The sequence below is a fragment of the Tolypothrix campylonemoides VB511288_2 genome, assembly GCF_045999855.1.
GTDB lineage: Bacteria > Cyanobacteriota > Cyanobacteriia > Cyanobacteriales > Nostocaceae > Scytonema > Scytonema bouteillei_A.
Genome location: NZ_JBFPMW010000012.1, coordinates 125488 through 152039, shown reverse-complemented (window position 1 = coordinate 152039; position 26552 = coordinate 125488). Strand labels below are relative to the sequence as shown.

27 protein-coding genes and 1 pseudogene are annotated in these 26552 nt (G+C 42.6%); 14 read left to right on the top strand and 14 right to left on the bottom strand.

Going from position 1 to position 26552, the window contains the following annotated elements; genetic code table 11:
- Positions 1-39 precede the first annotated feature (39 nt).
- The 3 genes and pseudogenes from AB0756_RS29525 to AB0756_RS29515 form a co-directional block, all read right to left on the bottom strand.
- Positions 40-783, bottom strand: coding sequence for a phosphonate ABC transporter ATP-binding protein (locus tag AB0756_RS29525; protein WP_038078913.1), 744 nt, complete (start codon positions 781-783; stop codon positions 40-42).
- 192 nt (positions 784-975) lie between these two features.
- Positions 976-1950, bottom strand: a complete 975-nt coding sequence (locus AB0756_RS29520) for a phosphate/phosphite/phosphonate ABC transporter substrate-binding protein (protein ID WP_038074863.1) — start codon at positions 1948-1950, stop codon at positions 976-978.
- A 261-nt stretch (positions 1951-2211) separates the two neighbouring features.
- Positions 2212-2669, bottom strand: a pseudogene (locus AB0756_RS29515) (RidA family protein); the annotation flags it as partial.
- 278 nt (positions 2670-2947) lie between these two features.
- On the opposite strand from AB0756_RS29515, the gene AB0756_RS29510 reads away from it, so the two are divergent.
- Together AB0756_RS29510 and AB0756_RS29505 are read left to right on the top strand one after the other, a co-directional pair.
- Positions 2948-3082, top strand: a complete 135-nt coding sequence (locus tag AB0756_RS29510; protein ID WP_272899903.1) for a type II toxin-antitoxin system RelE family toxin — start codon at positions 2948-2950, stop codon at positions 3080-3082.
- On the top strand, positions 3079-3156 hold the full coding sequence (locus AB0756_RS29505) for a type II toxin-antitoxin system RelE family toxin (RefSeq protein WP_237266089.1): 78 nt from the start codon (positions 3079-3081) through the stop codon (positions 3154-3156). Before AB0756_RS29510 ends, AB0756_RS29505 begins: the two co-directional genes overlap by 4 nt.
- A gap of 26 nt (positions 3157-3182) precedes the next feature.
- Here the strand turns inward: AB0756_RS29505 and AB0756_RS29500 are convergent, their stop codons facing one another.
- A complete protein-coding gene (locus AB0756_RS29500) occupies positions 3183-3668 on the bottom strand; it encodes a GFA family protein (protein ID WP_063779570.1) in 486 nt (161 codons plus the stop codon).
- A 97-nt stretch (positions 3669-3765) separates the two neighbouring features.
- Positions 3766-4197: an NUDIX domain-containing protein gene (locus tag AB0756_RS29495; RefSeq protein ID WP_038074871.1), complete on the bottom strand. Its 432-nt coding sequence runs from the start codon at positions 4195-4197 to the stop codon at positions 3766-3768.
- A 139-nt stretch (positions 4198-4336) separates the two neighbouring features.
- Between AB0756_RS29495 and malQ the strand changes: the two genes are divergently transcribed.
- Positions 4337-5848, top strand: coding sequence for a 4-alpha-glucanotransferase (malQ, locus tag AB0756_RS29490; RefSeq protein ID WP_038074873.1), 1512 nt, complete (start codon positions 4337-4339; stop codon positions 5846-5848).
- A 71-nt stretch (positions 5849-5919) separates the two neighbouring features.
- Here malQ and AB0756_RS29485 read toward each other — a convergent pair whose 3' ends face one another.
- Positions 5920-6717 (bottom strand): helix-turn-helix domain-containing protein, encoded by a 798-nt coding sequence (locus AB0756_RS29485; protein WP_038074875.1) that lies wholly within the window; start codon positions 6715-6717, stop codon positions 5920-5922.
- A gap of 47 nt (positions 6718-6764) precedes the next feature.
- Entirely contained in the window at positions 6765-7553 is a 789-nt protein-coding gene (locus tag AB0756_RS29480) for a pseudouridine synthase (protein ID WP_038074876.1), read from the bottom strand.
- A 142-nt stretch (positions 7554-7695) separates the two neighbouring features.
- Between AB0756_RS29480 and AB0756_RS29475 the strand changes: the two genes are divergently transcribed.
- Positions 7696-8409, top strand: coding sequence for an LmeA family phospholipid-binding protein (locus AB0756_RS29475; RefSeq protein ID WP_038074880.1), 714 nt, complete (start codon positions 7696-7698; stop codon positions 8407-8409).
- A 183-nt stretch (positions 8410-8592) separates the two neighbouring features.
- Here the strand turns inward: AB0756_RS29475 and AB0756_RS29470 are convergent, their stop codons facing one another.
- Positions 8593-9489 carry a phosphatidate cytidylyltransferase gene (locus AB0756_RS29470; protein WP_038074885.1) on the bottom strand — a complete coding sequence of 299 codons (897 nt, stop codon included), beginning with the start codon at positions 9487-9489 and terminating at the stop codon, positions 8593-8595.
- An 80-nt stretch (positions 9490-9569) separates the two neighbouring features.
- Positions 9570-10172: a precorrin-6Y C5,15-methyltransferase subunit CbiT gene (gene cbiT / locus AB0756_RS29465; RefSeq protein ID WP_038074889.1), complete on the bottom strand. Its 603-nt coding sequence runs from the start codon at positions 10170-10172 to the stop codon at positions 9570-9572.
- 104 nt (positions 10173-10276) lie between these two features.
- Here cbiT and AB0756_RS29460 point away from each other — a divergent pair, with 104 nt between their 5' ends.
- From AB0756_RS29460 to AB0756_RS29445, 4 genes are all read left to right on the top strand, one after another.
- Positions 10277-11818, top strand: a complete 1542-nt coding sequence (locus AB0756_RS29460; protein WP_038074892.1) for a serine/threonine protein kinase — start codon at positions 10277-10279, stop codon at positions 11816-11818.
- Positions 11815-14100, top strand: a complete 2286-nt coding sequence (locus AB0756_RS29455; RefSeq protein WP_038074897.1) for an ATP-binding protein — start codon at positions 11815-11817, stop codon at positions 14098-14100. The genes AB0756_RS29460 and AB0756_RS29455 overlap by 4 nt, the downstream gene beginning before the upstream one ends.
- 52 nt (positions 14101-14152) lie before the next feature.
- On the top strand, positions 14153-14599 hold the full coding sequence (locus AB0756_RS29450; RefSeq protein ID WP_038074910.1) for a response regulator: 447 nt from the start codon (positions 14153-14155) through the stop codon (positions 14597-14599).
- A gap of 190 nt (positions 14600-14789) precedes the next feature.
- A complete protein-coding gene (locus AB0756_RS29445) occupies positions 14790-16523 on the top strand; it encodes a hybrid sensor histidine kinase/response regulator (RefSeq protein WP_038074913.1) in 1734 nt (577 codons plus the stop codon).
- Between the two features lie 23 nt (positions 16524-16546).
- On the opposite strand, the gene AB0756_RS29440 is transcribed toward AB0756_RS29445, so the two are convergent.
- Complete coding sequence (locus AB0756_RS29440) at positions 16547-17203, bottom strand: LabA-like NYN domain-containing protein (protein ID WP_038074915.1); 657 nt, start codon at positions 17201-17203, stop codon at positions 16547-16549.
- 468 nt (positions 17204-17671) lie between these two features.
- Between AB0756_RS29440 and AB0756_RS29435 the strand changes: the two genes are divergently transcribed.
- The 3 genes from AB0756_RS29435 (at position 17672) to AB0756_RS29425 (ending at position 18412) form a co-directional block, all read left to right on the top strand.
- Complete coding sequence (locus AB0756_RS29435) at positions 17672-17920, top strand: AbrB/MazE/SpoVT family DNA-binding domain-containing protein (RefSeq protein ID WP_038074921.1); 249 nt, start codon at positions 17672-17674, stop codon at positions 17918-17920.
- Complete coding sequence (locus tag AB0756_RS29430) at positions 17913-18083, top strand: type II toxin-antitoxin system VapC family toxin (RefSeq protein ID WP_137986581.1); 171 nt, start codon at positions 17913-17915, stop codon at positions 18081-18083. The genes AB0756_RS29435 and AB0756_RS29430 overlap by 8 nt, the downstream gene beginning before the upstream one ends.
- A 152-nt stretch (positions 18084-18235) precedes the next feature.
- Positions 18236-18412 (top strand): PIN domain-containing protein, encoded by a 177-nt coding sequence (locus AB0756_RS29425; RefSeq protein WP_202048669.1) that lies wholly within the window; start codon positions 18236-18238, stop codon positions 18410-18412.
- Between the two features lie 161 nt (positions 18413-18573).
- On the opposite strand, the gene AB0756_RS29420 is transcribed toward AB0756_RS29425, so the two are convergent.
- Positions 18574-21045, bottom strand: a complete 2472-nt coding sequence (locus AB0756_RS29420; protein WP_038074924.1) for an ATP-dependent Clp protease ATP-binding subunit — start codon at positions 21043-21045, stop codon at positions 18574-18576.
- A gap of 471 nt (positions 21046-21516) precedes the next feature.
- Positions 21517-22101, bottom strand: coding sequence for a ribosomal protein S18-alanine N-acetyltransferase (rimI, locus tag AB0756_RS29415; protein WP_050046737.1), 585 nt, complete (start codon positions 22099-22101; stop codon positions 21517-21519).
- Positions 22102-22200: 99 nt separating this feature from the next.
- Between rimI and lysA the strand changes: the two genes are divergently transcribed.
- The 3 genes from lysA to uppS all read left to right on the top strand — a co-directional run bounded on the left by lysA (position 22201) and on the right by uppS (position 25508).
- Complete coding sequence (gene lysA / locus AB0756_RS29410) at positions 22201-23631, top strand: diaminopimelate decarboxylase (RefSeq protein ID WP_038074929.1); 1431 nt, start codon at positions 22201-22203, stop codon at positions 23629-23631.
- 198 nt (positions 23632-23829) lie between these two features.
- Positions 23830-24762, top strand: coding sequence for a diadenylate cyclase CdaA (cdaA, locus tag AB0756_RS29405; RefSeq protein WP_038074931.1), 933 nt, complete (start codon positions 23830-23832; stop codon positions 24760-24762).
- On the top strand, positions 24759-25508 hold the full coding sequence (gene uppS / locus AB0756_RS29400) for a polyprenyl diphosphate synthase (protein ID WP_038074933.1): 750 nt from the start codon (positions 24759-24761) through the stop codon (positions 25506-25508). Before cdaA ends, uppS begins: the two co-directional genes overlap by 4 nt.
- A 95-nt stretch (positions 25509-25603) precedes the next feature.
- Here uppS and AB0756_RS29395 read toward each other — a convergent pair whose 3' ends face one another.
- Positions 25604-25876: a DUF3143 domain-containing protein gene (locus AB0756_RS29395; RefSeq protein WP_038076799.1), complete on the bottom strand. Its 273-nt coding sequence runs from the start codon at positions 25874-25876 to the stop codon at positions 25604-25606.
- A gap of 163 nt (positions 25877-26039) precedes the next feature.
- Positions 26040-26477: a J domain-containing protein gene (locus AB0756_RS29390; RefSeq protein ID WP_038076898.1), complete on the bottom strand. Its 438-nt coding sequence runs from the start codon at positions 26475-26477 to the stop codon at positions 26040-26042.
- Between the last annotated feature and the right edge of the window lie 75 nt (positions 26478-26552).

Sequence of the window (26552 nt, the reverse complement as noted above, 5' to 3'; positions counted from 1 at the left end):
GAGGTTAGAATTAAACACTCATTCCCCAGCAATCGGTTCCTAGTTTCCGATATTTCCTCGAGCAAATGTAGCCTGCAAACTGTTATCGCAACTCCCGTCATAAATAACACGTCCAGCATCCAAAATAATAGCTCGTTGTGCGTATTCTGCAGCAACTCCCAAATCGTGTAAAACGGTGACAATTGTCATACCTTGCTTGGAATGGAGTTGAGCTAGAGTTTCCATAACTTGTTTGGAAGCCATAATATCCAAGCCCGTAATTGGTTCATCTGCTAAAAGAATCTCTGGCGATTGAATTAAAGCTCTGGCAATTGCGACTCGTTGCTGCTGTCCACCACTTAAATGACCAGTTTTTTGATAAGCCTGTTCCTTCAACCCTAACTGTTCTAGCAGTTCTAATGCTTGACGGCGATCGCTTTTAGGAAACCCAAACAGAGTTTGCCAAGTTGTCCTCACGCCAAGACGTCCGCACAGTACATTTTCAATTGCTGATAACTGGCGAATTAATCCCCCACCTTGAAACAACATCGCCACGTTCCGTCGAATAGTCGGCAACGTGCGAGAATTTAATGGCACACCATTGACGTGAATTGTTCCCCGTGAAATTGGAACTAACCCAACTAGCGATCGCAACAAAGTCGATTTCCCTGCACCATTCAGCCCCAACAACACAACAAATTCACCGCGATTAATTTCAAAATTAACCCGATTTAAAATGGGACGTTCCAAAGTTGTGGAATAGACTGTTTCTACGTTTTGACAGTGAATTATTGATTTAGTCATATGCTAATTGCTAAGTGCTAATGGCTAATGGCTAATTGTTAATTACTTTTAGCCCTCCCTTGTATCTCCTTACGGAGAAGCTTTGCATCGCGAAGCTATGCCCGCAACGGCTTACACCAGTTGCCAGGGCGTGGGAAACCCGCCCGCAGCACGCTTACTCACCATTAGCCATTAGCCATTAGCCATTAGCTACTATGGTTCAACTCCTGCATTCTTGAGGGCTTCACGAATTGGTTTTAAGTGAGCTTCGTGATTGACTTTGACTAATTCTGTGGAGTTGTAGAGGTTGCGTAGTATCTGGTTGTTCTGTGGCTCGTTCAGTTTGAGCATAGCAGTGATGATTTTTTCTCTTATAGGTGCGGGAACATCATCATCAATAGCTACGCCGTGTGCTGGAACTCCAGAAATTTTGTACAGAACTCGAAGTTGATTTTTTTCAGCCTCTGTAATATACGGAGCATTCAGAGCATACTCTGATACTGCGGCTACATCAGCTTGACCGCGTAAAACGGCTTGCAGGGCTTTGCTGTAATTACCACCGTAGCTAACCTGACTGAAGAAAGTGTCGAGGCGATCGCGATTCGGGACTAGTTTTTGCTTGACCATCTCACCCACAGGGAAAATAAAACCCGAACCGGAAGTGGGTGAGGTAAAAGCCATTTTCTTACCGCGCAGTTGTTCTAGGGTGGCTTTACCTGAAGTCAAAGTTTTCAAAGAGCTATCTTTGGGAACAACGAATACTGAGTTATAAGTGTATTTTCCAGAATAAGTCGGGCGTACCTCAGCTAGATACAAGCGAGCATTTGCTAATTGCTCGGCTTTTAAAGCAGGACGGCTGCTCAAGAAAGCGATATCTGCCTTGTTTCCTCTCAAAGCTTCTACTGCTGCAGTATCATCTCCAACAAGAGCCTCAACAGGCATTCCTACTTCTTTTGATAGAAATGCTGCCACAGCATTCGCTTTAGTTTGCAAGTCTGTGGAATCAGATCTACTGGGAAATATAACTGTTAAAGACTTTTGTGCTGTTTGAGCAAGTAGAGTTTCTTGCTTGCGCTCGGGCTTTGAGTTAGCAACTGCTTGCCAACTGCCAAAGCTACCTGCCACTAGACCAGTTGTAGCTAGGAATGCTGCACCAACTCCTAGCAAACCCTTTTTCCTCACACTCATTTGCTGCTCTCCATCAACAAATTTTTTATTAATTTTGAAATTCTATCTCAATAAGAGTTTTCTTAAGAAAATCTATTATTAAGATTCCAGCTTTTTGTGGAAAAAGTCAATCAATAATTCTGATACCCTTCCTTGAAGAATAAGTTATACAAGTAACTTGACTATTTACTCAAGTTATGCAAATTGAGAATAGTTTTTAATAAAGATTTCAGTGATTATCCCCGACTTCTTTAAAAAAGTCGGGGATCTGCCAACCCAGCCCTAAATTATCGCAATACACTCAATCTCTACCAAAACATCCTTGGGCAAACGCGACACTTCAACACAAGCACGGGCTGGAGCTGAGTCTTCAGAGAAATATTTAGCATAAACTGCATTCATTGCAGCAAAATTATTGAGATCGGACAGAAAAACAGTTGTTTTCACAACATTTTGGAAGCTAGCCCCTGCGGCTGTAAGGATAGCTTCAAGATTAGCCATAACCTGCTCGGTTTGCTTTGCTACATCATCTCTGTAGAAAACATCACCCAACTGGGGATCTATGGGAATTTGCCCCGCAACAAAAATCATTTGACCGGAGGCAATAATTGCTTGATTGTATGGTCCTACTGGTGCGGGTGCTTTATCAGTACGAATTACTTGACGAGTCATAGATAATTTGGGATTGAGGTTTTTTTAGGAATTTTTCCATCTGGCATTATCGCACCAGTTAGCACGGCACCACCTTTATTCTTTTAAGAGTATGCAGTAAAGCTCTTTATTGCCACCTGTTACACCAGCGAGATCGCCTGCCATCTTACCAGTTTCCATAAAATGACGATTAAGGAGGAATTCAAGCAAGAGCTTGTGGAAATTCAAAGACTTAGAAAGTCAGGAACTCGTGGTATTTCAGCACAAGAGGCTGCGAGCAGGCTTGGCTTGGGTTGATAATGAGTTATATCATTGAGTATGTTACATCATTGAGTATGAACCAGAAGCTCTCGCTGATTTGGAAAAGTTGACTCAAGCTGTCCGGGAGCGAGTTCTTAGCAAGATTCATTGGTTGGCAGAGAATTTCGAGCAAGTTAACCCGCAGCCTTTAACATCCGATCTATCGGGTTTCTTTAAGTTGGAGTTGGCGATTACCGAGTGATTTATGAATTTAATGGTGAAGAAAAAATAATTTTTATTGACCGAATTGGGCATCGTCGAGAGATTTACAAGTGATAACGACAGCAGATGTTTTCATCCAACTACTCAAAGCTTGTATCCGACTGTACGATGCGCGAGTGCTGTTGTGACCATTTTTCCCATAAAGGGCTTATATCTGAGGGTTGACCGTCATAATTAAGCATGGAGTCAGGAATGGTTACCCAGGGTTGGGCACTGCGAGTCCAAAGGTTACCTACAGGACGCAACCAACTCGTATCGTCCAATGTTCCGGCTTTAACGTTAATTGTTTGTTGGTTGTAACTCCTCTGGTGAAACAATCGCGTTCCACAATTGTCACAAAACAAGCATTTGACCTCACGCCCGCTATCGGCTCCACGAGTCCAAGCTTTCGGGTGTCCTTGCACAATAACAACAGCATCTCGCGGGACGGTCAGAGACATACCAAAAGCGCTAGATGATTGTTTTTGACATTCAGTGCAGTGGCACAAGTAGAGTGTTAAAGGTTCGGCACGAATTTCATAACGAATCTCCCCGCACTGACAACCCCCCGTATAAGTGACGCTCATAACTTTTCTTTCGGTTTTCCTTATAAAACCTACGAAGGTAGATTTTGCTTGTATGGACGAGATGGCGAACATCGCCCAGTCTCAATTTAGATCGATCTTACCCCAACCTCGGACGTATTCCATAATGCCGAAAGTGCCAATAGTCGTGCAAAATCTTATTGTGGTCAAAACATAAGTTTTCAGGTATTCGCCAAGACTCAAAAATGTCTATACCTTTGGCATCGTCCCCTGCTTGCGGTTCACCAGTCGCTGTTGCCAAAAACACAAGACTCAGAGTGTGCTTGCGGGGATCGCGGCTGGGATCGGAATACACGTGAAATTGTTCGATCAACTTTACCTGCAAACCAGTTTCTTCCAAAGCCTCGCGTTGCGCCGCAGTTTCAACAGATTCGCCGTAATCGACAAAACCACCAGGGATAGCCCAGCCAAAAGGTGGATTATGTCGCTCAATTAACACTATTGGTCGATGAGGACGGTCAACCAATTCAATGATGATATCAACTGTTGGAGCAGGATTTCGGTAATTCATGCCAGTAGTTAATCGTTAGGGGTTAGTGGTTAATGGTATCAACTAACAACTAACAACTAACAACTAACCACTCACACTGATACCTTCTGTTCCATGGTAAATTCGATGCGATCGCTTTCTTGTTAACAACAGGTTAAGTATGCCTTTTCCCAGATCAAGTGGTATTTTATTACACCCTACCTCCTTTCCCGGTCGATTTGGCATTGGGGATTTAGGCTTAGAAGCCTATCAATTCATCGATTTTCTTAGAGATAGCTGCCAGCAATTCTGGCAAGTATTACCTCTAGGACCGACCGGTTACGGGAATTCTCCTTATGCTTGTTACTCAGCATTAGCTGGTAACCCCTTCCTCATTAGCTTAGAAAAAATGGTAGAGCAAGGCTTAGTGTCTGAAGAAGACTTTGCTCATCTACCAGGATTTGAGGGCTCTAAGGTAGACTACGAAAAAGTCATACCAATTAAGCTCGAGCTATTAAGGAAAGCCTGTGAGAATTTTAAAAACAGAGCAACGCCCTTACAGCAAAAAGAATTTGCTGGTTTTTGCGATAGCAAAGCCTATTGGCTTGATGATTATGCCCTATTTATGGCACTCAAAGGGGCTAACGGCGGAGTCAGCTGGCATAAGTGGGAGCCTGAACTTGCCAAACGCGAACCAGAAGCATTAGATCGGGTTGGGCGAGAACTCACGGGAGAAATTTTCTTCCACAAATTCACCCAGTATGAATTTTTCCGCCAATGGTCTGAATTAAAAACCTATGCCAACATGAGCGGAATTCAAATCATTGGCGATATTCCCATTTATGTAGCTCACGATAGTGCTGATGTCTGGTCTCATCCCGAGATTTTTTGCCTGGATGAAGAGACAGGAGAAGCGGCGCTGATGGCGGGAGTTCCACCCGATTATTTCAGTGCAACCGGACAGTTATGGGGTAATCCAGTCTATAACTGGGAGGAATTGAAAAAACAAGACTATAAGTGGTGGGTTGGGCGCTTTCAAGCATTGCTTGACTATGTCGATGTGATTCGTATTGACCACTTCCGAGGTTTTGAGGCTTACTGGGCTGTGGCAAAAGGGCAAGAAACCGCTGTCAATGGAGAGTGGATCAAAGCCCCTGGAGAAGAGTTGTTTGAAACTATCAAACAGAAGTTGGGTAGACTCCCCATTATGGCAGAAGATTTGGGGTTAATTACACCAGAAGTGGAAGCGCTGCGAGACAAGTTTGAATTTCCAGGAATGAAGATTTTGCAGTTTGCCTTTAGTGCTGATGCGGGCAATCCATTTTTACCATTCAACTACTCGCGCAATTGCATTGTCTACACTGGGACTCACGACAATGACACAACTGTTAGCTGGTTCAACCAAGCATCAGAGTACGAAAAGCAATACGTGTTGGATTATTTAGGCTGTCTCAGCCCTGAAGGTATTCACTGGGACTTTATTCGATTAGCCATGAATTCTGTGGCAAATCAAGCCATTATTCCATTACAGGATGTTTTGGGATTGGGTGGTGAAGCGCGGATGAATTTCCCAAGTAAAGCTGAAGGAAATTGGGACTGGCGTTATACATCAGATAGTTTAACAAAAGAAGCCACTCAGCGCTTGCAAACTCTCACTCGTCTTTCCGGACGCAGCCCGCAAAGTAAATCTTGAGAGGGGACAAGGAGGACAAGGAGGACAAGGTAGAATTTTCTCCCCCTCTCCCTTGTCTCCCCCTCTCTTTTTCAAGAACGATTTGCAGCAGCGATGGTAACTTCCTTCGCTGTTCCTGGTTCTCCCAATTGCTTGGCTTCCTCTTTGTTCACGCTCACAAGTACGCCACCAGCATTTCCGGCTTTAACGGTGAGTTGTGCTTGGGCTTTCCAAATACGGTGAGTTCCCTCTGGTAGCTCACCCTCGTACTGAATTTTGCCATCGGCGACAACTTTAATCCAAGATTTCTCTTTCAAAGTTACACCAATTTGTACTTGCTCCCCATTATTAGAAGACTCGCTAAAAGCTTGAAGTTGTACGTTTTTATTTTGTGCGATCTGCGATCCGATCGCAGGTGCTTTTTGTACTCTTTGGTTATTTTGAACGCTACTTGCTTGCAAAGTCGCTGTATTTAAAAATTGCGACAAGCCACTGATGGAACCAAAAATGACAAATATATACAGTACGTAGAGATGAACGGGACGTAATTGATCTGATGATGTTTTCCATATGGGCTTGAAATTTACCCGATTTGTACCAATTGGGTAACTGCTGGAGAACTGCACTCCGTGAAAACCAAGAGCATCGGCATATTGCCGGATTAAACCTTGAGTATACACTGGTTCTGGCAGTTCTGATAGGTTAGCTTCTTCGATCGCTTGTAGTAATCTTCGGGAAATCTTTGTGAGCGCAACCATTTCCTCTAGGGATAAACCCTTTTCCAAACGCCGCGTCCAAAGCTGAGCACCCATTTCTGCCAAGACTTCAGCTCGTTGCTGGTCTAATGAAGGGGTTGATTCTCGATGATTTTTTTTGTTTAGCCACTGCATAATCCTGTTACACTCCTTACCCCACTGAATCATTAATAGGTATCTTCCTAAAACTTCGATCGATGGCTTCCGCTATCCAAACTTTTGACTTCTTCCACTGCTTTTCTCAAAAAGCGGATTTCAAAATCTTCTAGGTAACGATACTCACCCACGGCAAGTAAACCTTGTCCGGGTGCTTGCAATTGAATCGAACCTATGGCTGTGCGATGCAGTCCGATTACCGGGTGTCCTAACTGTCGGGCAACACGGCGTATCTGACGGTTTCTCCCCTCCTTTAACACAACTTCTAACCAGGTAGAGTATGCAAGACTTTCTATCTTTTTGACTTGTGCTGGCCGTGTTTTGCGTCCTTCTAACAGCACACCCTGACGCCACATTTTTAACACTTCTTGCGGTGGATGTCCCTCCACTAAAACACGGTATGTTTTAGGAACATTGTGCCGTGGATGAGTTAGCCCAAATGTTAAATCTCCATCGTTTGTAAGTATTAATGCTCCTGTTGTGTCAGCATCTAGACGACCAACTGGATGAATACCTTTACCGGAACTTAATTCTTTGGGTAGCAAATCTAGGACTGTCTTTCTTCTCTGGGGATCGTCGCAAGTCGAGACTACACCAAGTGGTTTGTGCAATAACAGATACACCAATGATGGACGTTCTATCACAGACACAAGCTCACCATCAACAGTGATAATATCCTTTTCTGGATCTGCTTTTTGACCCAAACGTGCCACTTCACCATTGATCCGCACTCGTGATTGCTCGATCATTTCTTCAGCTTCACGGCGGGAGGCTATACCCCATTGAGAAATTATTTTTTGTAACCGTACCTCCATGTAGAAATTACGTATGCTTCATCTTGTTCCTATAAATAAATAATATATTTGCATTTTGTGGTAACCTGCCATAGGTGTTAAAGTTAAGATTTATTTCATAACTTGTTTTTTTTGACAAAATACCCATAGGTAAAACGGTTAGATGCAACACAATAGTTCCCAAACTCAAAATCCAAAAATCCGCATAGTCACTAAAGTACTAACAACTGCACTCAAGCTTTGGTTGAAAGCACAAGTGAGCCAGGTCGAGCAACTTGAAGTAGAAATTAAAGCCAGCGATCGCCAACTCCTTTCCGGATGCATCCCTTTTGTATCTATTTTTGGCAGTCATGCTGTTTATCAAGGTCTCCATCTTACTAGAATTCACATGGTCGCAGAAAATATTCGCGTCAACATCGGCTCAGTCCTTAAGGGACAACCTCTGAAACTGTTAGAAACAGTACCAGTGGTAGGCGAACTGATCCAGACAGAGGAAGACTTGAATGCTTCTCTTTCGTCTACTTTATTATTGAGTGGTTTGAATGATGCTCTGGTTCAACTATTACCAGAACAGAAGCGAAAATCCAAGTCAGTTATTTGGCAAAAAATTAACCTAGATAACAGTAAGGTGGTGCTTTCTGCTACTTTAGCACAAGACAATCAACCTACTTACTTAGAGATCGGTATGGGTGTGGAATTACTCAGTTCCCATGAGTTGCGACTTCAACACATTCAAGTTCAAAGTAATACAGCAAGCTCACTTGAGGGGATCGAACGCGAACTAGATTTCGATCTAGGATCTGATGTTGACATCCAAGAATTAACCATACACTCAGGTAAGCTAGTGTGTCGCGGACGAATTAACGTCAATCCATAGAATTAGATATTTAAAATCAAAGAATATAGTTTATTAATTTTGATTATATCTTCTCGAGTAAGAGATTGGGGATAAATATGCAAGATCTCCGACATCTCGTGCGGATACTGTTGACAAATCGTGCTTTTCACTCCTCATGCGTTAGATAGGTCTTTAAAAAAGTCGGGGATCTCTTCCCAATCCCTAACCCCCAATTCCTCTATTAAGTAACGGCAACAGAAGTGTCACGAAATAATACACTAAAGGAGCCGTAAAAATATAACTATCGGTACGATCTAAAATACCTCCGTGACCGGGAATTAACTGCCCGGAATCTTTAACTCCAGCATCGCGTTTCAGCATAGATTCAGTGAGATCCCCTAAAAGACCGGCTATGCCAATTAACAGACCTATAGCTATACCTGTGAAAGGAAACTTCGTCCAATTCAGGTAGTGAGAGCCTAAAAGGGCTAAGACAACGCTAGCAAACACACCAAAAACTGCACCTTCAACAGTTTTTTTGGGGCTAATGTCAGACAAAGGTGTTTTGCCAAAAAATTTACCCACAACATAAGCACCAATGTCAGATGCCCAAATACACAAAAAAGTAAGTAATGTTGCTGTCAAGCCTTGCGGAAGTAAACTTAAATCACCCCTATGTACGATATCTAATAATTTAGATAAATAATCGCTCGTAGGTAGATAAGTAATGCCTGTATTGTCAATCGCTCGCAATCGTACCCAGTAACTTGGTAAATAACTAGTATAAAATAACCCCAAAATAGAAGCCGAAATATCCGCAATTGTCGCCATTTTGGGTTGAAATAGCAAGTAAAAGCAAATAAAAGTTCCGGCTACGGGCATGACCGCATCTGCTAAATTACCATCTATAGTACAGATGACCAACAAAACTTGACTGACAACGATAGTGGTTTTGGCAGCAGGAGCCATCCCTTTGGCGAGTACTAAATCAAAATATTCCCGTTGACCCAAAAAAATGATAATTGCAAACAAGCTAGTGAAGTACCATCCACCCAGAAGAGTGGCGCTCATTGCTAAGGCTATTGCAATAATTCCGCTAATAATACGAGACCAAGGCATAGATAAAAAATTATGAATTATGAATTATGAATGCTGAATGATGAATTCATAATTTATAATTCATAATTCATCATTCAGTTCTAATCTAGTTTCTCACCACTTAGGATAAAAATGGGGTTAACAGCAGTAAAAGTCTGTGAGGAACCTCTCGTCTCCAATCGAGTCACGGCTGATTGCACAACTTCGACATTTCTCGCTTGCAATTGAGAAAGGCTTTGAGAGATAGAATACAGGCTTTCGAGATTGGCGGCGGTGGCTACAACTCGACCTGATGGTAGCAAATACTCCCATGCTGTTTGCATGATTTCTTGGATGGGACGACCGCCCTCAATACATACGCGATCGGGAGCAACATTAATATCTTGCAAGCACTCCGGAGCATTGCCTTCAATAACTTTGACATTCTTAACTTCAAAGCGATCGCAGTTGTGTCGAATCAGATTTGCTACATCTTCATCACGTTCTACAGCAATAATTTGTCCGCTAGGACAGAGCAAACCTGCTTCTACTGGAATCGTACCTGTTCCCGCACCAATATCCCATAAAACTGTATCGGGTTTGAGCCGTAATTGGGAAAGTAACAGCAGTCGAATTTCTCGCTTGCTTAAAGGAATTCCCGGCAAACGCTCAAACAGTTCATCTGAAATACCAGGAGTGATGTAAGGCCAAAGTTGGGAGGGCATCTCTCAAGTCAAAGTACAGCTATAGTAAGGATAGTAAGTTTGCCTAACTTAGGTAAATAAAATTAATACGAAAGATTTCCTTCTTAAACTAGTAAGTCATTCCCATGAACGGTCAGGTATTGGGCGATCGATATGAAGTACAGCAGCTGATGGGTAAAAAAGCAGGACGGCGAACGCTGTTGGCTCGAGATTTACTGACGGGAGAGTTGGTAGTTGTGAAACTGCTGTCTTTCAACAGTGACTTTGAGTGGGACGATCTCAAGCTGTTTGAGCGGGAAGCCGAAACCCTAAAAACCCTATCACATCCCTCGATTCCTTGCTATCTAGATTATTTTGAGGTAGATTTACCTACCATCAAAGGGTTTGCTCTCGTCCAAACTTATATCCCAGCACAATCTTTAGAAAAGTACATAAAAGCGGGTCGTACTTTTACGGAAAACGAAGTTAAACAAATAGCTAAAGCTTTATTAGACATTCTGATTTACCTACACGATCGCAAGCCTCCTACCATTCATCGCGATATTAAGCCCAGTAACATTTTGTTGACAAATCGTTCGGGAAACAATGTAGGACAGTTATACGTAGTTGATTTCGGTTCGGTGCAAACGGCGGCGGTAGGAGAAGAGGGAACAAGAACTATTGTAGGTACTTACGGCTATATGCCTCCAGAACAGTTTGGCGGACGCACGGTTCCTGCTTCTGACCTCTACAGTTTGGGTGCTACCTTAATTTACTTAGTCACGGGGTCTCATCCTGCGGATTTACCTCAAAAAGACTTGCGAATTCAATTTGAACAAGCAGCCACCCTCAGTCCCAATTTGACAAAGTGGTTGGCGTGGATGATTCAACCAAGTTTAGACAAACGTTTGAGTTCCGCACCAGCAGCACGCGCTGCTTTAGAACACCCACAGCTTTTACAACAGTCACAGCCAACAGAAATATCTTTTATAGAGTGGATTCAAGAGCATTGGTATTGGGATGGCAATAATTGGGTCAGCAATACACAACAACAAACAACAACAAGTCGGTTAAAGTTACATAACACTGATGAGAGCGATCGCAGTAGGGCTCTGATTTACCCAATCTCTCAACCAGCCAATAGCAAAATTATTCTGCACAAAGATGAGGATTTTTTGGAAATTCTTGTTCCCCCTACCGGGTTTCAGCCATCAATGATTTTTATGGCTTTGTTTGCGATCGCCTGGAATTCATTTATTCTTTTTTGGACACTGACCGCCCTCTTTCTTCCTTTTCCCATCAATATTCCTTCTGTTATTTTTTCACTCCCGTTCTGGGGCGCTGGTTTTCAGATGATGTCGTCTGTTTTATTTCCGTTGTTAAGACGCAGCCGACTGAAGTTAAATCGGTTTTCAATTTGCTTTACATGGGAATTGTTAGGAGTTAAATACAATCGCATACCTCCTGCAGCAACAAGGGATATTACCAAGATCATTTACACTCCAAAAACCTATACAAACGACTTTCAAGGTAATAGAATAGAAATCCCACCAAAACTGACAATTTGGGCAGGAGTTCACGAGTATCAGCTTGGTGGAAGAAAAGGTTTGATTCATTCCGAACCTGAAATTGAATGGTTAGCATATGAATTAAGCAATTGGTTGGGTTTGCCTTTGACTCGCGAATGACGAACTACGAACAACTTCATATTCCCGGTTCAATTCAACCTCATGGTGTTTTGCTAGCATTGAGTCCTCATCTCGAAATTTTGCAAGTTAGCAATAACACTCAAGAGTATTTGGGTAAAACCCCAGAAGATTTACTCGGTCAACCTCTCAGTACCTTACTCAACGCTTCACAACTCGAAAGCATCCAAAAATTCCTGCAACAACAGGAAGGTATGGTTAATACCTTCAAACTGTCAATTCTCACTCATGAAGGAGAAAAGTACTTTGACGGTAGCGTTAACTTTACAGAACAAATATGGATTCTTGAGCTAGAACCTATTGACTCCCTCACGCAAATGAGTTTTTTGAGCTTCCAGGCTTTAACAAGTGGGGCGATTTCCAAGATGCAAAAAACATCAAAACTTATAGATTTTGTACAATTAGTAGCATCCGAAGTCAGAAAAATTACAGAGTTCGATCGAGTGATGGTCTACCAGTTTGATTCATCGGGAGCGGGGATCGTTATCGCTGAAGATAAACGAGAGGATTTATCACCATTGCTCGGGTTGCGTTATCCTGCAACAGATATTCCCACTGAAGCAAGAGCACTATACACGCGCTCTTTGCTGCGATTTATTCCCAGTTTTCACGCTCAACCTGTCACTCTCATCCCGCTCAACAATCCCCAAACACAACAGCCATTAGATTTAAGCGGCGCTGCATTAAGAAGCGTACATCCTTGTTGTGTTGAATACCATCAAAACATGGGTGTTTCAGCTCTGCTCGTTGTACCGATTATTAAGGAAAGAACTCTTTGGGGGTTAATTTCCTGCCATCATTATAATGTAAAATATTTGACTTTGGAAGTCCGGAGAATTTGTGAGTTTTTAGGACAACTCGTGTCTTCAGAGTTAGTTCACAAAGTCAGCCAGTCAGAGTTTGATTATGAAGTAAAGCTTAAATCATTACAAACTGAATTTATAGAATCTATTTCCCAAGCAGATAATTTTAGAGAAGCCCTTATTTCTCCCGAACCTCGCTTGCTAGATTTAGTGAATGCAAAAGGCTCTGCTGTTTGTCTCGATAATGACATCACTCTTGTGGGAACAACTCCAAGTATTGAGGAAGTTCGCACTCTCATTGAATGGGCGGATACTCAAATTAGTGACAATTTGTTTTCCACCAATTCTCTACCACAGCTTTTTCCGGAGGCTCTTACCTTTAAAGAGACTGCTAGTGGGTTGCTGCTCTTACGAATTTCCAAAGTGCGGCGCTATTACATTCTTTGGTTTCGTCCTGAGGTGATTCAAACAGTGAATTGGGCGGGGAATCCAAATGAAGCGGTCAAGGTTGATGCGCGTGGTAGCGTGACTCTTTCGCCGCGAAAATCTTTTGAAAAATGGCAAGAAACAGTTCGATTGACTTCCTTACCTTGGCAATCGTGCGAACTTGATAGCGCTCTTGCTTTAAGAAATGCGATTGTCGGAATTGTTATTTCTAAAGCAGATGAGTTAGCCAAGATCAACCATGAGTTGGAGCAAAGTAATCGCGAGCTAGCATCTTTCGCCTACGCTGCATCCCACGATTTAAAAGAACCTCTGCGAGGGATTTATAATTACTCAAATGTTTTGCTCGAAGATTACGCTCACGTACTTGATAAGGATGGAATTGACTACTTGCAAACAGTGGTTTTTTTATCCCAACGAATGGAAAGTCTGATTAATGCTTTGTTACGCCTCTCTCTATTGGGTCAAGGAGAACTTCAGCGACAAGCGATCGATCTCAACGCATTGCTTGAGGAGGCGATCGCTATCTTCTATGCAAGCTATCCCCAAGCTAACATTGAAATTCGCACAGCTAAAGATTTACCGACAATTGAATGCGACCCGGTTCTTGTCGGTGAGGTTTTGAATAACTTAATCATTAATGCTTTTAAATACAATAATCAAGCCGACAAATGGATTGAAATTGGTTGTTTGGAAGAAGAGAATCAAGACTCGGAAATAGGAACTCCGAACACAAGAAATATGGTTGATACAGTCGCCCCATCTTCTTCCGAGTCTCCAATTACCGATCGCCCATCGCCAATGTTCTATATCCGAGATAATGGCATAGGGATTCCAGAACACCACTATCAAACTATCTTCCGCCTCTTCAAACGTCTCCACTCACAAGAAAAATATGGTGGGGGAACAGGTGCGGGTTTAGCTATTGCCAAGAAGATCGTTGAGCGTCACGGCGGTCACATCTGGGTTGAGTCTGCTGTAGGTGTTGGCTCAACGTTCTATTTGACGTTTGGATAAGCTAATATTTTATAAAAATCCTTTATTATATTACAACTGTTGAAAAAAAAGAATGACGGTGACAAAACTTATTGACCCTCTACTTGTTGTTGAGGACAGCAACGAGGACTTTAAGATGTTGCAACGCCTGATGCGGCGCTTTGCTGTTCAAAATCCAATTTATCGCTGTACAAATGGAGACGAGGTTTTAGACTTTCTCTACCAAGAAGGGGATTATCAAGATCCCGGTATAGCACCACGACCCTCTGTTATCCTGCTAGATCTTAATTTACCAGGTATTGACGGTCGTGACCTTTTGGAAAGACTCAAGCAGGATAGAAGTTTGCGGGAAATTCCTGTTGTCGTTTTTACTACCTCTTCTAACCCTACAGATATTGAATTGTGCTACCAAAAGGGTGCGAATGGCTATCTGATTAAGCCAATGGATTTCCACGATTTGCAAAAAACAATTCAAGCATTTGTAGATTATTGGCTTGAAGCAAACACGCCTCCCGCTTAAAAACGCTTAAAAATAGGGGGTAGGGGAGTAAGAAGAACGACTCGATCGGCAAGGCTTGTGTTTTCTCATGTCCCCCACCCGCTATTAAAATTTAAGACTTTATTTATAAATTTTGGGTATCTTATCATGTATGTGTAATACTCTGAGAGAATAGATAAAGGAGTGCGGAAATCTCCTTTACTTTTGATTTATGCCAAACTCAAGCAAGCTACTGATTATTGATGATTGTGCAGAAGACCGGAGAATATACCGTCGATATCTATTAAAAGATCCCCACCAATCATACGAAATTTTAGAGGCGGATTCTGCAAGGGATGGATTGGCATTATCTCAAACGATGTTTTGTGATGTGATTTTGCTTGATTTTTGCTTGCCCGATCTGAGTGGGTTGGAAATATTGGATAAGTTGAAGCAAGAGAAATTTGAAGTTGCTCCATCTGTAATCGTGCTTTCCGGACATGGGAGTGAAGAAGTCGCAGCACAAGCAATTAAAAAAGGTGCTCAAGATTACTTGGTAAAGCAACGTCTAAAACCAGATGCTCTACAATCAGCAGTCCGCAACGCAATCAAACGATCGCATTCCCAATCTCAACTGAATAAAACACGGGAAAGACAGCGTCTTGTCGCGACGACAGCTTTAAGAATTCGTCAATCTTTAAATTTAGAGCAGATTCTGACAACGACCGTAGCAGAAGTGCAGCAGCTTTTTCAGTGCGATCGCGTCACAATTTATCAGTTTTTTCCACAAACAGATAGCACTAAAGTTGAGCAATTCGTTGAGTTGTGCATGCAGGAACCTTGCTTGTGGCAAGAATTTTTTGAAAATGGGAATTTAGAATATCAACAAGCGATCGCTAAGGTTTGTGAAACAGGATCGAACCTCAACTGTCGCCACCTGTTCAATTGCCAAACTCTCGATTCACCTTCCAACAGTCAATCAACTTGTACGGAAAATTTCTTGAAGCTCCAAAATCAAGAGACAGAAACCGGGGGATCTGTTAGTTCTCAAAACAGATATGATGCTTCAACTTGGGTGATTCCCATAACTTTAAATTTTCCTGAAGAACCAAGCCCAAAACTTTGGGGTTTGCTAGTTACCCATCACTGTAAGGGAAAACAACAGTGGCAAAACTCAGAAATAGCTATCCTGAAAGAATTAACCGTACATTTAGCGCTTGCGATTCAGCAGGCTGAAAAGCTATCTCAAACCGAAGCAGATCTTGCTAAAGAAAAGAAACTCAACGCATTTAAGTCTCAAATTATCACAACCGTTTCTTACGAATATCGAACACCTTTGGCTGCGATCTTAGCTGCAGCATCAACCTTAAAGCAGTATAAGAATAGGCTTGATGAATTCAAGCAACAGAAGTTTCTCCAAACTATTGAACAGAAGGCACGTCACATGACACAATTGGTTGATGACTTGTTTCTGTTTCAAAAATTTGAGTTAAGTCAGGCAAAGTTTAAGCTGCAAACAATAGATTTAGTTCACTTTTTTTCGGATTTAATAGCAGAACAGCGACATAAAGCAAGCGATCGCCATCAATTGATTTTTCATCAGACGAGTGAACCTAAAGGATTTTTAGGTGATGGAGTCCTCTTGCGGCAAATTTTTGCAAGCTTAATATGTAATGCAATTAAGTACTCTCCTGATGGAGGTCACATAGAAATTTCCCTCATTGACAGGGACTCACAAGTTATTGTTTGCGTCAAAGATGAGGGAGTTGGGGTACCAATAGAAGAGCGAGAAAACTTATTTCAACCTTTTTGTCGTGGTAGTAACGTTGAGACTATTCCTGGAACGGGATTGGGATTGGCAATTGCCAAAGCGTGTGTAGAATTACACGGCGGTCAAATAGTTTTAGACAGTCAGTTAGGACAAGGAACTCAAGTGACTGTCACGTTGCCAAAGCTAGGAAAATAGGGAGTGGGGAGTAGGTAAATGACTTAACGTGTATTTTGAAATCTTGTTTTTTGTATCTCTTGTTTGATATCGTCCAAATCCGTGTAGCAATCTGCAACTCTAATGAGAGATTCACTCGTCATAGAACTCAAACCGACAACCTCAACTTGAACACCCCGGTAAGCGACAGTATCAACAGCATAAGCGAGGTCTCCATCTCCACTTAAAAGAACTAAAGTGTCGCAATGCTTTGCCAAAGTTATCATATCGACAGCCATCTCCACATCCAAATTCGCTTTTTTTGCACCATTTGGAAGTTGAGTGAGTTCTTTTTTCACCACGCGGTAACCATTACGGCTCATCCACAGCAGAAACCCCTGTTGTTTTTCATTAGTGTAATCAACACCCGTGTAGAAATAAGCACGTAGTAATTGACGACCCTTGATTAAAAAATGCAGGAGTTTGGTGTAGTCAATTTCAAGATTGAGTTGCATTGCTGCATAAAACAAATTTGCACCATCTATAAAAATGGCAATGCGTTGGTTCTGCTCCAGTCCTGAAACATCGCCCCAACTACACTGGCGCGTACTTCTGATACCCGTTTCCTCAAAAAAGGCGGGTTGTGGTGGGTTTAATCGTTGCTTGGGTTCCAATTTTAGGCGTGGCTCTCGATCGTACTGCGAGCGTGGAATCATTTGCATTATATTACCACTCCAAGAGTGTTTCTCTGTACATCAAACAAATTGGTAAAAATTCTTTACTTAAGATAGAAGAAATTAGGAGTTGAAAGAATTTAAGATTTTTTTTATTTTTTACCCCGTTTTCACTGCCTGTATTTAGAAATTATAAGAATATTTAAATTATTTCACATAAGTTATTATTTTCAGGCAAACATTAATACAAACTTCTTATTTATAAGGTAAGTTTGCTCAACAGACCTGTAGTTGGGACGGACAGGGGGACCCAGAGACATGGGGACAAGGGAGAATAACACTAGTACAGCGTGGCAGAAATAACCATACCATTAGTATTGAGATAAAAGCCTCATGCATAAGTGTTTGAGCCTTCTGCCCTCTGACGAGCTTACTTCTGCCTTCATGTACTAGTTGAGTGTGAAAAACATAGGATATAATTTTCTTGCTTATGTCAAAGTTATAAAAATATGTCATATGCAAGCAATTAAGACAAAAATTTCTGAAGGTGGTAGAATTGTAATTCCATCAGAGTATCGCAAACAATTGGGATTGGAAGTAGGCGATGAAGTCACGATCGCTTTAGTGAATGGGGAAGTGAGAATTTTTACACTAGAACAGGCAATTAAACGAGCACAAGAAATAGTACGTAGATATGTTCCCGAAGGGCGATCGCTCAGTGATGAACTTATAGCAGAACGCCGTCAGGAGAGTGGGGGTGAGTAATTACATTCTGGATGCTTCTGCAATTTTGGCGCTTTTAAACAATGAACCAGGTAGCGCAAAGGTAATAAGTGTTCTGACTGAAGCCGCTATGAGTAGTGTGAATTTGAGCGAAGTCATAGCTAGATTTGCTGATAGTGGAATGTCTGAGACAGAAATTAGGTAAGTCCTCAGTACTTTAGGTTTAGAGATTATAGACTTTAATACTAAAATGGGTTACCGTGCGGGAATATTACGTCCGCTAACAAGACGGGCTGGATTATCATTTGGCGATAAGCTGGGTACAGCTTGCGCCAGGGGCGATAAGCTGGGTACAGCTTGCGCTTCGCGATAAGCTGGGTACAGCTTGCGCTTCGCGATAAGCTGGGTACAGCTTGCGCCAGGGGCGATCGAGCGTGCTTAGCACTCGGTCAATTCTTGGGTTTGCCAGTACTCACTACCGATCGCGCTTGGGCTGATTTAGAACTGGGGATAAATGTGCAGGTGATTCGTTAGTACTGACAGCACGGGGCGACGGAGCATATGTAGGGCAAAGAAGAGTAAGGTTTGTTGAACTCACATAAAAAAGCCCGCCTGTAGGGCGGACTTTTTTTGTATACCCTCACGCTTAAACGCGTGAGAGTATTTTCAATTGTGTGCTAACACAAGTTCTTCCCTTAGGATTCAGCGACTGGGGTCAACAATTCCCGTCCCTGTTCGCCTCTGACAGTTACATTGCCAGTGTCATCGACATCAACAATGGCGGTATCGCCTTCCTTGATGCGACCGGAGAGAATTTCTTCAGCAAGGCTGTCTTCCAACAAGCGCATAATAGCCCGACGTAACGGTCTTGCACCATAACTGGGGCTGTAACCTTCTTGGATGAGACGGTCTTTGAATCCTTGGGTGACTTCCATGGTGATGCCTTTTTCGGCTAGGCGACCAAAGACTTCCTTGAGCATAATGTCGGCGATTTGCGACACTTCTTCTTTGGAAAGCTGGCGGAAGACAATGATTTCATCTAGACGGTTGAGGAATTCCGGACGGAAGTACTGTTTGAGTTCTTCGTTCACCAAAGACTTGATGCGGTTGTATTGTGCTTCGGATACATCTTCAGCAACGTCGAAACCAAATCCGCTACCGCTCTTCTCAATTACCTTAGAACCAATGTTGGATGTCAAAATCAGCAAGGTGTTCTTGAAGTCTACAGTGCGACCTTTAGCATCAGTCAAGCGACCATCTTCCAGAATTTGCAGCAGCATATTGAAGACGTCGGGGTGCGCTTTTTCAATTTCGTCAAACAGCACAACTGTGTAAGGACGGCGGCGCACAGCTTCTGTCAATTGACCGCCTTCGTTATAACCGACATACCCTGGAGGCGAACCAATCAGCTTGCTGACGGTGTGGCGTTCCATGTATTCGGACATATCCAAGCGGATCATTGCTTCTTCAGAACCGAAGAAGTAGGAAGCTAGGGCTTTTGCCAACTCAGTTTTACCTACACCTGTTGGACCGGAGAAGATAAAGCTGGCTATTGGTCGATTGGGGTTCTTCAAACCGACACGCGCACGGCGAATGGCTCGTGAAACCGCTTTCACAGCATCTTCTTGTCCGATCAGGCGCTGGTGCAGGGTGTCTTCCATGTGCAACAACTTCTCGGATTCCGATTCTGTGAGTTTGTTCACAGGAACTCCCGTCCAAGAAGCAACAATGTGGGCGATGTCCTCTTCTGTTACGACAGGTTCATCACCTTCATTGCGAGTTGAATTCGTCTTACTTTGAGCAATGGCGCGAATTTCCGCTTTGATTTCCATCTCGCGATCGCGCAATTCCCCTGCTCTGTCAAAATCTTGAGCGCGGACTGCATCGTCTTTCTCTTTCAAAATCTGACGCAGTTCTCTGTCTAACTCTTTAGCTGCGGGTGGCAATTGAGAGTTGATCAAGCGTACCCGAGAACCAGCTTCGTCAATCAAGTCGATCGCCTTGTCTGGTAAGTAACGGTCACTAATATAGCGGTCGGATAATTTCGCCGCCGCTACCAATGCTTCATCAGAGATTTTTAGTTTGTGGTGCTGTTCGTAACGATCTCGCAGACCATATAGAATTTCAATAGTTTCTTCTACTGACGGTTCACCTACCATCACTGGCTGGAAGCGACGTTCTAGGGCTGCATCACGCTCAATGTGTTTGCGATATTCATCTAGAGTTGTTGCACCGATACACTGCAATTCACCTCGCGCCAAGGCTGGTTTGAGAATATTTGCTGCATCGATAGCGCCTTCTGCTGCACCCGCACCGATTAGGGTGTGTACCTCGTCTATGACAAGAATGACGTTACCCGCTTGACGAATTTCATCCATGATTTTCTTCAAGCGTTCTTCAAACTCACCTCGATACTTGGTACCTGCGACCAGCAGACCGATATCTAGGGTGACAACGCGCTTATCTTCTAGAATGTCCGGGACATCCTTATTAGCAATGCGTTGAGCTAGACCTTCAGCAATGGCTGTTTTACCAACTCCTGGTTCCCCAATCAGCACTGGATTATTTTTTGTCCGCCGACCCAATATTTGGATCACGCGTTCAATTTCTTTAGCTCTTCCTACAACTGGATCGAGCTTTCCATCTGCTGCCATTTGGGTCAAGTTCGAGCCAAACTCATCCAAAGTCGGGGTTTTGTTCCCGCGAGATGGACCGCCTGGAGTCACCTCAGCGGTTTCTCCCAGCATTCGGATCACTTGAGTTCTAACCTTAGATAGATCTACGCCTAGATTTTCTAGTACTCTGGCTGCTACACCTTCTCCTTCTCGGATTAAGCCCAACAGCAGATGCTCGGTACCAATGTAGTTATGCCCTAATTGGCGCGCTTCTTCCAAGGATAGTTCCAGAACTCGTTTTGCTCGTGGCGTGAACGGAATTTCCACCGCCACAAAACCCGAACCCCGGCCTATGATCTTTTCTACTTCAATCCGAGCGTCTTTGAGATTGACGCCCATTGATTTCAGTACCTTAGCCGCCACGCCGGTACCTTCTCCAATCAGACCCAAGAGGATCTGCTCGGTACCCACGAAATTGTGCCCAAGGCGGCGAGCTTCTTCCTGGGCTAGCATGATAACCTTAATGGCTTTTTCTGTGAAGCGTTCAAACATATGGCCTTTATCCCATCACCTGCGTCGTGCCGGTACGCTGATTTTAGCACAGGCAAAACAATCGGATGCCTGTATAAAGGTGTAGACAACCGAATATTTCTACCCAAATTTTTTGGGCAGTTGTTAAGTATTTATTACTTTTTATTTAGTTTTATTTACTTTGATGTTGTCAGCGTGCTGAGGAGCTAGTCTTTTTTATCGTTCTAAGGACTGACATCAAACAAATTAATAACTTTGGATGGTTTTTTTAAGTCAATCCCAAATAGAATTATCTATCATTTTTTTAGAACTCTGTCAAGCACGAGTTGAACTTTCACACAAATATTCATAGGCAAAATATTACAGTAGAATATTAAACTTTTATTAAAGCTTTTAATAAGTTAGGGTTAAGGCTTGAGGGTAGTAGGGTGCTACCCACCTTACCAGTCTCTCATGCGATCGATGACTCGCTAGAATGAAAATATTTCTTTCTCAGTCCCGAGTTCCCAACAGCCAGTTGTTATGTTCTCTCAGACGATCGCCGATCCCACGATACCAATTCTCTAAAATTTGCTCAAATTGAGGATGTTGTAAATCTTTCAACCAAAGAATCAGAGCGTCCTCATCGTTATCCTTGTAATAACGCCGTCTGAGTCCGGCTGTTTGGAAGCCAAATTTTTGGTACAAAGCGATGGCGGCTGAGTTAGAAGCACGAACTTCTAATGTGGCTCGCTCTAAAGCGCGATCGCGAGCCAATTTAAGTAGAGAGTAAAGTAAAGCTTGTCCCAAGCCCTGACGCTGGTGCTGGGGATGCACGGCCAAGATAGTAATGTGCGCTTCATCTAAAATTGACCAAAAGCACCCCATTCCGAGTAATTTCACGACAGAGACTGGAGAAAATATACCGAGGAGTTCGCTGTTGGGGCTATCTAATTCCCGTTGATAGCCATCCAAAGTCCACAAACCTCCGAAACAGAGCCTATCTAAATCGACCATTTCATTGAGGTCTGCTGATGTGAGTGCTCTAATTTCTAATTTTGATTCGTTCACAGGTAAAATAAAGCTCGCATTATTCATATGCCAAAGCAACAGGGCGTTCCTCCTACCTTTCTTGTAAACTGAGAAACGGAGGATTCACTCACGCCCTGAAATTAAATAAGGACAACTCTTACAGTTATGGTATCGACACAGTCTACTGGGGTTCAAGATTCTGGTAGTAAATATTTACCACAAGCAAATCGTGAAAGCACAAAAATTTCACCAAACCAGGAACTCTTACCGCTGACCGCTAGAATTAACAGTCGCGATTGCCTGGAGATAGGCGGTTGTGATGTTACAACTATTATTCAGCAGTTTGGTTCACCATTATATATTTTAGACGAAGAAACCTTACGCACCGCTTGTCGCCAATACCGCGACAGTTTTAAGCGTTACTATAAAGGTGAATCGCAAGTGATTTACGCATCAAAAGCGTGGAGTTGCATATCTGTTTGTGCGATCGTCGCCTCAGAAGGTTTGGGAATAGATGTAGTTTCAGGCGGTGAACTCTATACCGCGTTGACTGCGGGTGTAAGCCCTGACAAAATATACTTTCATGGTAATAATAAATCTCGCGAAGAATTAATTTTTGCCATTCAGTCAAGCTGCACCATTGTTGTAGATAACTGGTATGAGTTGCAAACCCTAGTAGAGTTAGGCAAAGGAGATTCTGAATTAGCAATTGGGTTGAATCCCCAATCCCCAATTCCCATCATGCTTCGACTGACACCGGGAATAGAATGCCATACTCACGAATACATTCGTACAGGACATTTGGATAGCAAATTTGGATTCGATCCCAATGAAATTGAAGAGTTGTTTACCTTTGTCAGTCAACAACCCGTTTTAAACTGCGTGGGTTTACACGCTCACATTGGATCTCAAATTTTTGAACGCCAACCCCATCAGGATTTGGCTGCTGTCATGGTGCAGTGGATGAGTAAAGCCACCCGGTATGGTTTAGCTGTCAAAGAGTTAAACGTAGGCGGTGGTTTGGGAATTAAGTACACCGAATCAGACGATCCACCCAGCATTGAAGAGTGGGTTCAACCAATTTGTGAAGTTATTCAAGAAGCTTGTGCTGCAGAAAACTTACCTTTGCCAAAGCTAATTGCCGAACCAGGGCGTTCTCTGATTGGTTCGTCATGTATCACAGCTTACACCATCGGTTCATCTAAAATTGTTCCCGACATCCGTAATTATGTATCTGTTGATGGAGGTATGTCTGATAATCCCCGTCCAATTACATACCAATCCATCTATCGTGCGGTAGTTGCCAATCGGATGTCTAGTCCTTTAACAGAAATTGCGACAATTGCCGGAAAACACTGTGAATCTGGGGATATTGTAATAAAGGATGCCCAGCTGCCAAAAAATCAACCGGGGGATATTCTCGTAGTAATGGCAACTGGTGCTTACAATTACAGTATGGCATCTAACTACAATCGCTTGCCTCGACCTGCAGCTGTTGTAGTGGCGAATGGCGAAGCAAATTTGATTTTGCGACGCGAAACCTATCAAGATTTAATTCGACAAGATTGCCTACCTGAAAGAGTAAAACAAGGATGAAAGATAAAGGATAAAGGATAAAAGATAAAGGATGAAGCATAAAGGAGCGAGGATGAAAAAAAAGATGAAGAGATAGGTGTATCTTTTTATACCTTAAATTCATATTTCATACTTTATCTTTCATACTTCATACTTGATACTTAATACTTCATACTTTATCTTTTATACTTCATACTTGATACTTTCACGCCAGATGTCATGGGAGATTGGTGGAAGCAATGGCTGACTACTCTATGGACACAGTCCTTGCTAGTTCAGACTCTAGATATTCTGTTAGTACTGGCGCTGACGTACATGATACTAGTTATTATTAGCGAGCGTCGGACACTGTGGATGGTGCGGGGATTCATCGTTTTGATGTTGGCATCAGCTATCAGTGGCAGATTAGAGTTGCATTTGTTGAATTTCGTATTAGAAAAGTTAGTGATTGGCTGTGCTGTCGCAATGGCGGTTGCTCTTCAGTCAGAGTTTCGCCGCTTTTTAGAACAATTGGGAAGAGGCGAATTCAAGCAACTTTTTCAACCGTCTCGTCTGGCGGTTCCGAAGTCTGATAGTGTAATTGATGAAATTGTCGATGCTGTTAAAGAGCTATCGAAAAACCGGATTGGAGCTTTGCTCATTTTGGAAACCACGGGTCCAATTGACGAACGGGATTTTTCTGTACCGGGAGTCAAGCTGAATGCGGAGGTTTCTAAAGAACTTATACAGACTATTTTTCAGCCAAAAACTCTTCTGCACGATGGAGCGACCTTAATTCGTGGTTCGCGGATTGTGTCATCAGGTATTATTCTACCTCTTTCAGGACGTACTGCCTCGCGCCAGCTGGGAACACGCCACCGCGCAGCGATGGGAATTACTGAACGGGTTGAAAATTGCATCTGTGTTGTTGTATCAGAAGAAACGGGTTCCATTTCGCTAGCGGAACGGGGAACTCTCAATAGACCTCTGACCATTACAAAGCTGAAAGAGTCATTAGAAGATCGATTTTCCCCCACTGTGGATCGGGAAGCTGTTGCTCCTGGTTTGTTAAGTTTAGGTCGTCAAATAAGTCGTCAGATTCAAAGTAAAGCACTATCACCCGTTTTACGTTTACTCGGATTACCATCGACTGCTTCGCGAGATAAAAAATGACAGCACAACAAACTGAACTGCGAAATTTGCCTTCTGATTTAAAACAAGAATTTTTGCCCAAGCACGTTGCGGTGATTATGGATGGCAATGGTCGATGGGCAAAGCGTCAAGGTTTACCCCGTATTATGGGACACAAGCGGGGAGTTGATGCTTTAAAAGATTTGCTTCGTTGCTGTAAAGACTGGGGAATTCAAGCATTAACAGCTTATGCTTTTTCAACAGAAAATTGGGGAAGACCTACCGAAGAAGTCGATTTCTTGATGACCCTATTTCAAAGGGTTTTGCGCCAAGAACTGAGGGAAATGCTAGAGGAAAATGTTCAAATTAGATTTGTAGGCAATTTGAGTGTTTTACCAAAAGCTCTCCAAGAAGAAATTTCCCGTTCTGTGGAACAAACAAAGGATAATTTCAGCATCAAATTTACTATAGCGACAAATTACGGAGGGAGGCAAGAGATTATACAGGCGTGTCGTTCAATTGCTAAAAAAGTACAGCAAGGTTTGCTGCAACCAGATGAAATTGATGAAGCTACATTTGAACATCACCTTTACACCACCGGAATTTGCGATCCCGATTTGTTGATTCGGACCAGTGGAGAGATGCGAGTTTCCAATTTTCTTCTCTGGCAAATTGCTTATGCAGAAATTTATATAACAGAAACTCTTTGGCCTGATTTTAACCGCGATGAATTTCATCGCGCTCTTTGTGCCTATCAGCAAAGAGAACGAAGATTTGGAAAAATCTAAATTATGAATTATGAATGCTGAATTATAAATGCTCATTGTCTTTCATAATTCATAATTCATAATTCATAATTCATAATTCATAATTCATAACCCTTTTAGGGTCCTGAAAAAACTGCCCGTTCCACATCTTGTCGGCTGAGAGAATACTTAAATGCACGTTGGATATCTTGCCCATCTTCTCCTGCAGCAATATACCGTACTATGATTTGTTCTATATCTAACCAAAGTTCAGCTTGCCAAGAAGGTCGCTGTACGTGCCAGCAATGCAGTTGAGTTTCATCTTGCTGACAGCCTTGTTCTTTCAACCAATGCTCAATTTGAGGAAGAGGGTGATTGTATAAAGGAGTATCGGGAGTAGGAAAAGACATAGGAATGATGAATGATGAATGATGAATGATGAATGATGAACGATGAATGATGTTTTTATTTCATAATTTATGATGAATGATGAATGATGTTTTTATTTTATAATTCATAATTCATAATTTTATGATGTTTTTATTTCATAATTCATAATTCATAATTCATAATTTAAAAAGCTGTTTCGCCACGAGTTAAACCAACGGCAATTGCTAGTAGCAAACAACCTATAAATGTTAAACCCAGAATAAACAAAGCAAAAATTTCTCCTGCAGAAAGAGGGCGATCGCTTGCATCTAGATAAGCTGATTTAGACCAGTCGTAAGACTTGGAAACAGGACGGTTTAAGTCTGTAGGCGATTGAATCACTCCAAAGCGCGAGTACCCAATTTTGAGATCGTAACTAAACCGTCGTTCTGGATTGCTGAGGGTAGCATAAGCCTCGTTCAGTTGCTGAAACTTAGCTGTTGCTAAAGCTGCAGGTAGACTTGTGGTATCTGGGTGATAGCGCTTACTCAGTTCCCGGTAAGCACGACGGATTTCAATCGGTGATGCTGAGGGATGCAGTCCTAGCAGGGAGTAATATGTTTGTTTGCTGCTTTGTTCGATTACCCCGTTTTGATTCACGGCTCTTGAGTCTCTAGCATTCAATGCATTTTTTTTATTCTAAACCGATAAACTGAC

Excerpts from the sequence above, each read along its gene's own strand:
- AB0756_RS29525 (WP_038078913.1), bottom strand. The coding sequence starts at position 783 with ATGACTAAATCAATAATTCACTGTCAAAACGTAGAAACAGTCTATTCC.
- AB0756_RS29520 (WP_038074863.1), bottom strand. The coding sequence starts at position 1,950 with ATGAGTGTGAGGAAAAAGGGTTTGCTAGGAGTTGGTGCAGCATTCCTA.
- AB0756_RS29500 (WP_063779570.1), bottom strand. The coding sequence starts at position 3,668 with ATGAGCGTCACTTATACGGGGGGTTGTCAGTGCGGGGAGATTCGTTAT.
- AB0756_RS29495 (WP_038074871.1), bottom strand. The coding sequence starts at position 4,197 with ATGAATTACCGAAATCCTGCTCCAACAGTTGATATCATCATTGAATTG.
- malQ (WP_038074873.1), top strand. The coding sequence starts at position 4,337 with ATGCCTTTTCCCAGATCAAGTGGTATTTTATTACACCCTACCTCCTTT.
- AB0756_RS29485 (WP_038074875.1), bottom strand. The coding sequence starts at position 6,717 with ATGCAGTGGCTAAACAAAAAAAATCATCGAGAATCAACCCCTTCATTA.
- AB0756_RS29480 (WP_038074876.1), bottom strand. The coding sequence starts at position 7,553 with ATGGAGGTACGGTTACAAAAAATAATTTCTCAATGGGGTATAGCCTCC.
- AB0756_RS29475 (WP_038074880.1), top strand. The coding sequence starts at position 7,696 with ATGCAACACAATAGTTCCCAAACTCAAAATCCAAAAATCCGCATAGTC.
- AB0756_RS29470 (WP_038074885.1), bottom strand. The coding sequence starts at position 9,489 with ATGCCTTGGTCTCGTATTATTAGCGGAATTATTGCAATAGCCTTAGCA.
- cbiT (WP_038074889.1), bottom strand. The coding sequence starts at position 10,172 with ATGCCCTCCCAACTTTGGCCTTACATCACTCCTGGTATTTCAGATGAA.
- AB0756_RS29460 (WP_038074892.1), top strand. The coding sequence starts at position 10,277 with ATGAACGGTCAGGTATTGGGCGATCGATATGAAGTACAGCAGCTGATG.
- AB0756_RS29455 (WP_038074897.1), top strand. The coding sequence starts at position 11,815 with ATGACGAACTACGAACAACTTCATATTCCCGGTTCAATTCAACCTCAT.
- AB0756_RS29450 (WP_038074910.1), top strand. The coding sequence starts at position 14,153 with ATGACGGTGACAAAACTTATTGACCCTCTACTTGTTGTTGAGGACAGC.
- AB0756_RS29445 (WP_038074913.1), top strand. The coding sequence starts at position 14,790 with ATGCCAAACTCAAGCAAGCTACTGATTATTGATGATTGTGCAGAAGAC.
- AB0756_RS29440 (WP_038074915.1), bottom strand. The coding sequence starts at position 17,203 with ATGCAAATGATTCCACGCTCGCAGTACGATCGAGAGCCACGCCTAAAA.
- AB0756_RS29435 (WP_038074921.1), top strand. The coding sequence starts at position 17,672 with ATGCAAGCAATTAAGACAAAAATTTCTGAAGGTGGTAGAATTGTAATT.
- AB0756_RS29420 (WP_038074924.1), bottom strand. The coding sequence starts at position 21,045 with ATGTTTGAACGCTTCACAGAAAAAGCCATTAAGGTTATCATGCTAGCC.
- rimI (WP_050046737.1), bottom strand. The coding sequence starts at position 22,101 with ATGAATAATGCGAGCTTTATTTTACCTGTGAACGAATCAAAATTAGAA.
- lysA (WP_038074929.1), top strand. The coding sequence starts at position 22,201 with ATGGTATCGACACAGTCTACTGGGGTTCAAGATTCTGGTAGTAAATAT.
- cdaA (WP_038074931.1), top strand. The coding sequence starts at position 23,830 with ATGGGAGATTGGTGGAAGCAATGGCTGACTACTCTATGGACACAGTCC.
- uppS (WP_038074933.1), top strand. The coding sequence starts at position 24,759 with ATGACAGCACAACAAACTGAACTGCGAAATTTGCCTTCTGATTTAAAA.
- AB0756_RS29395 (WP_038076799.1), bottom strand. The coding sequence starts at position 25,876 with ATGTCTTTTCCTACTCCCGATACTCCTTTATACAATCACCCTCTTCCT.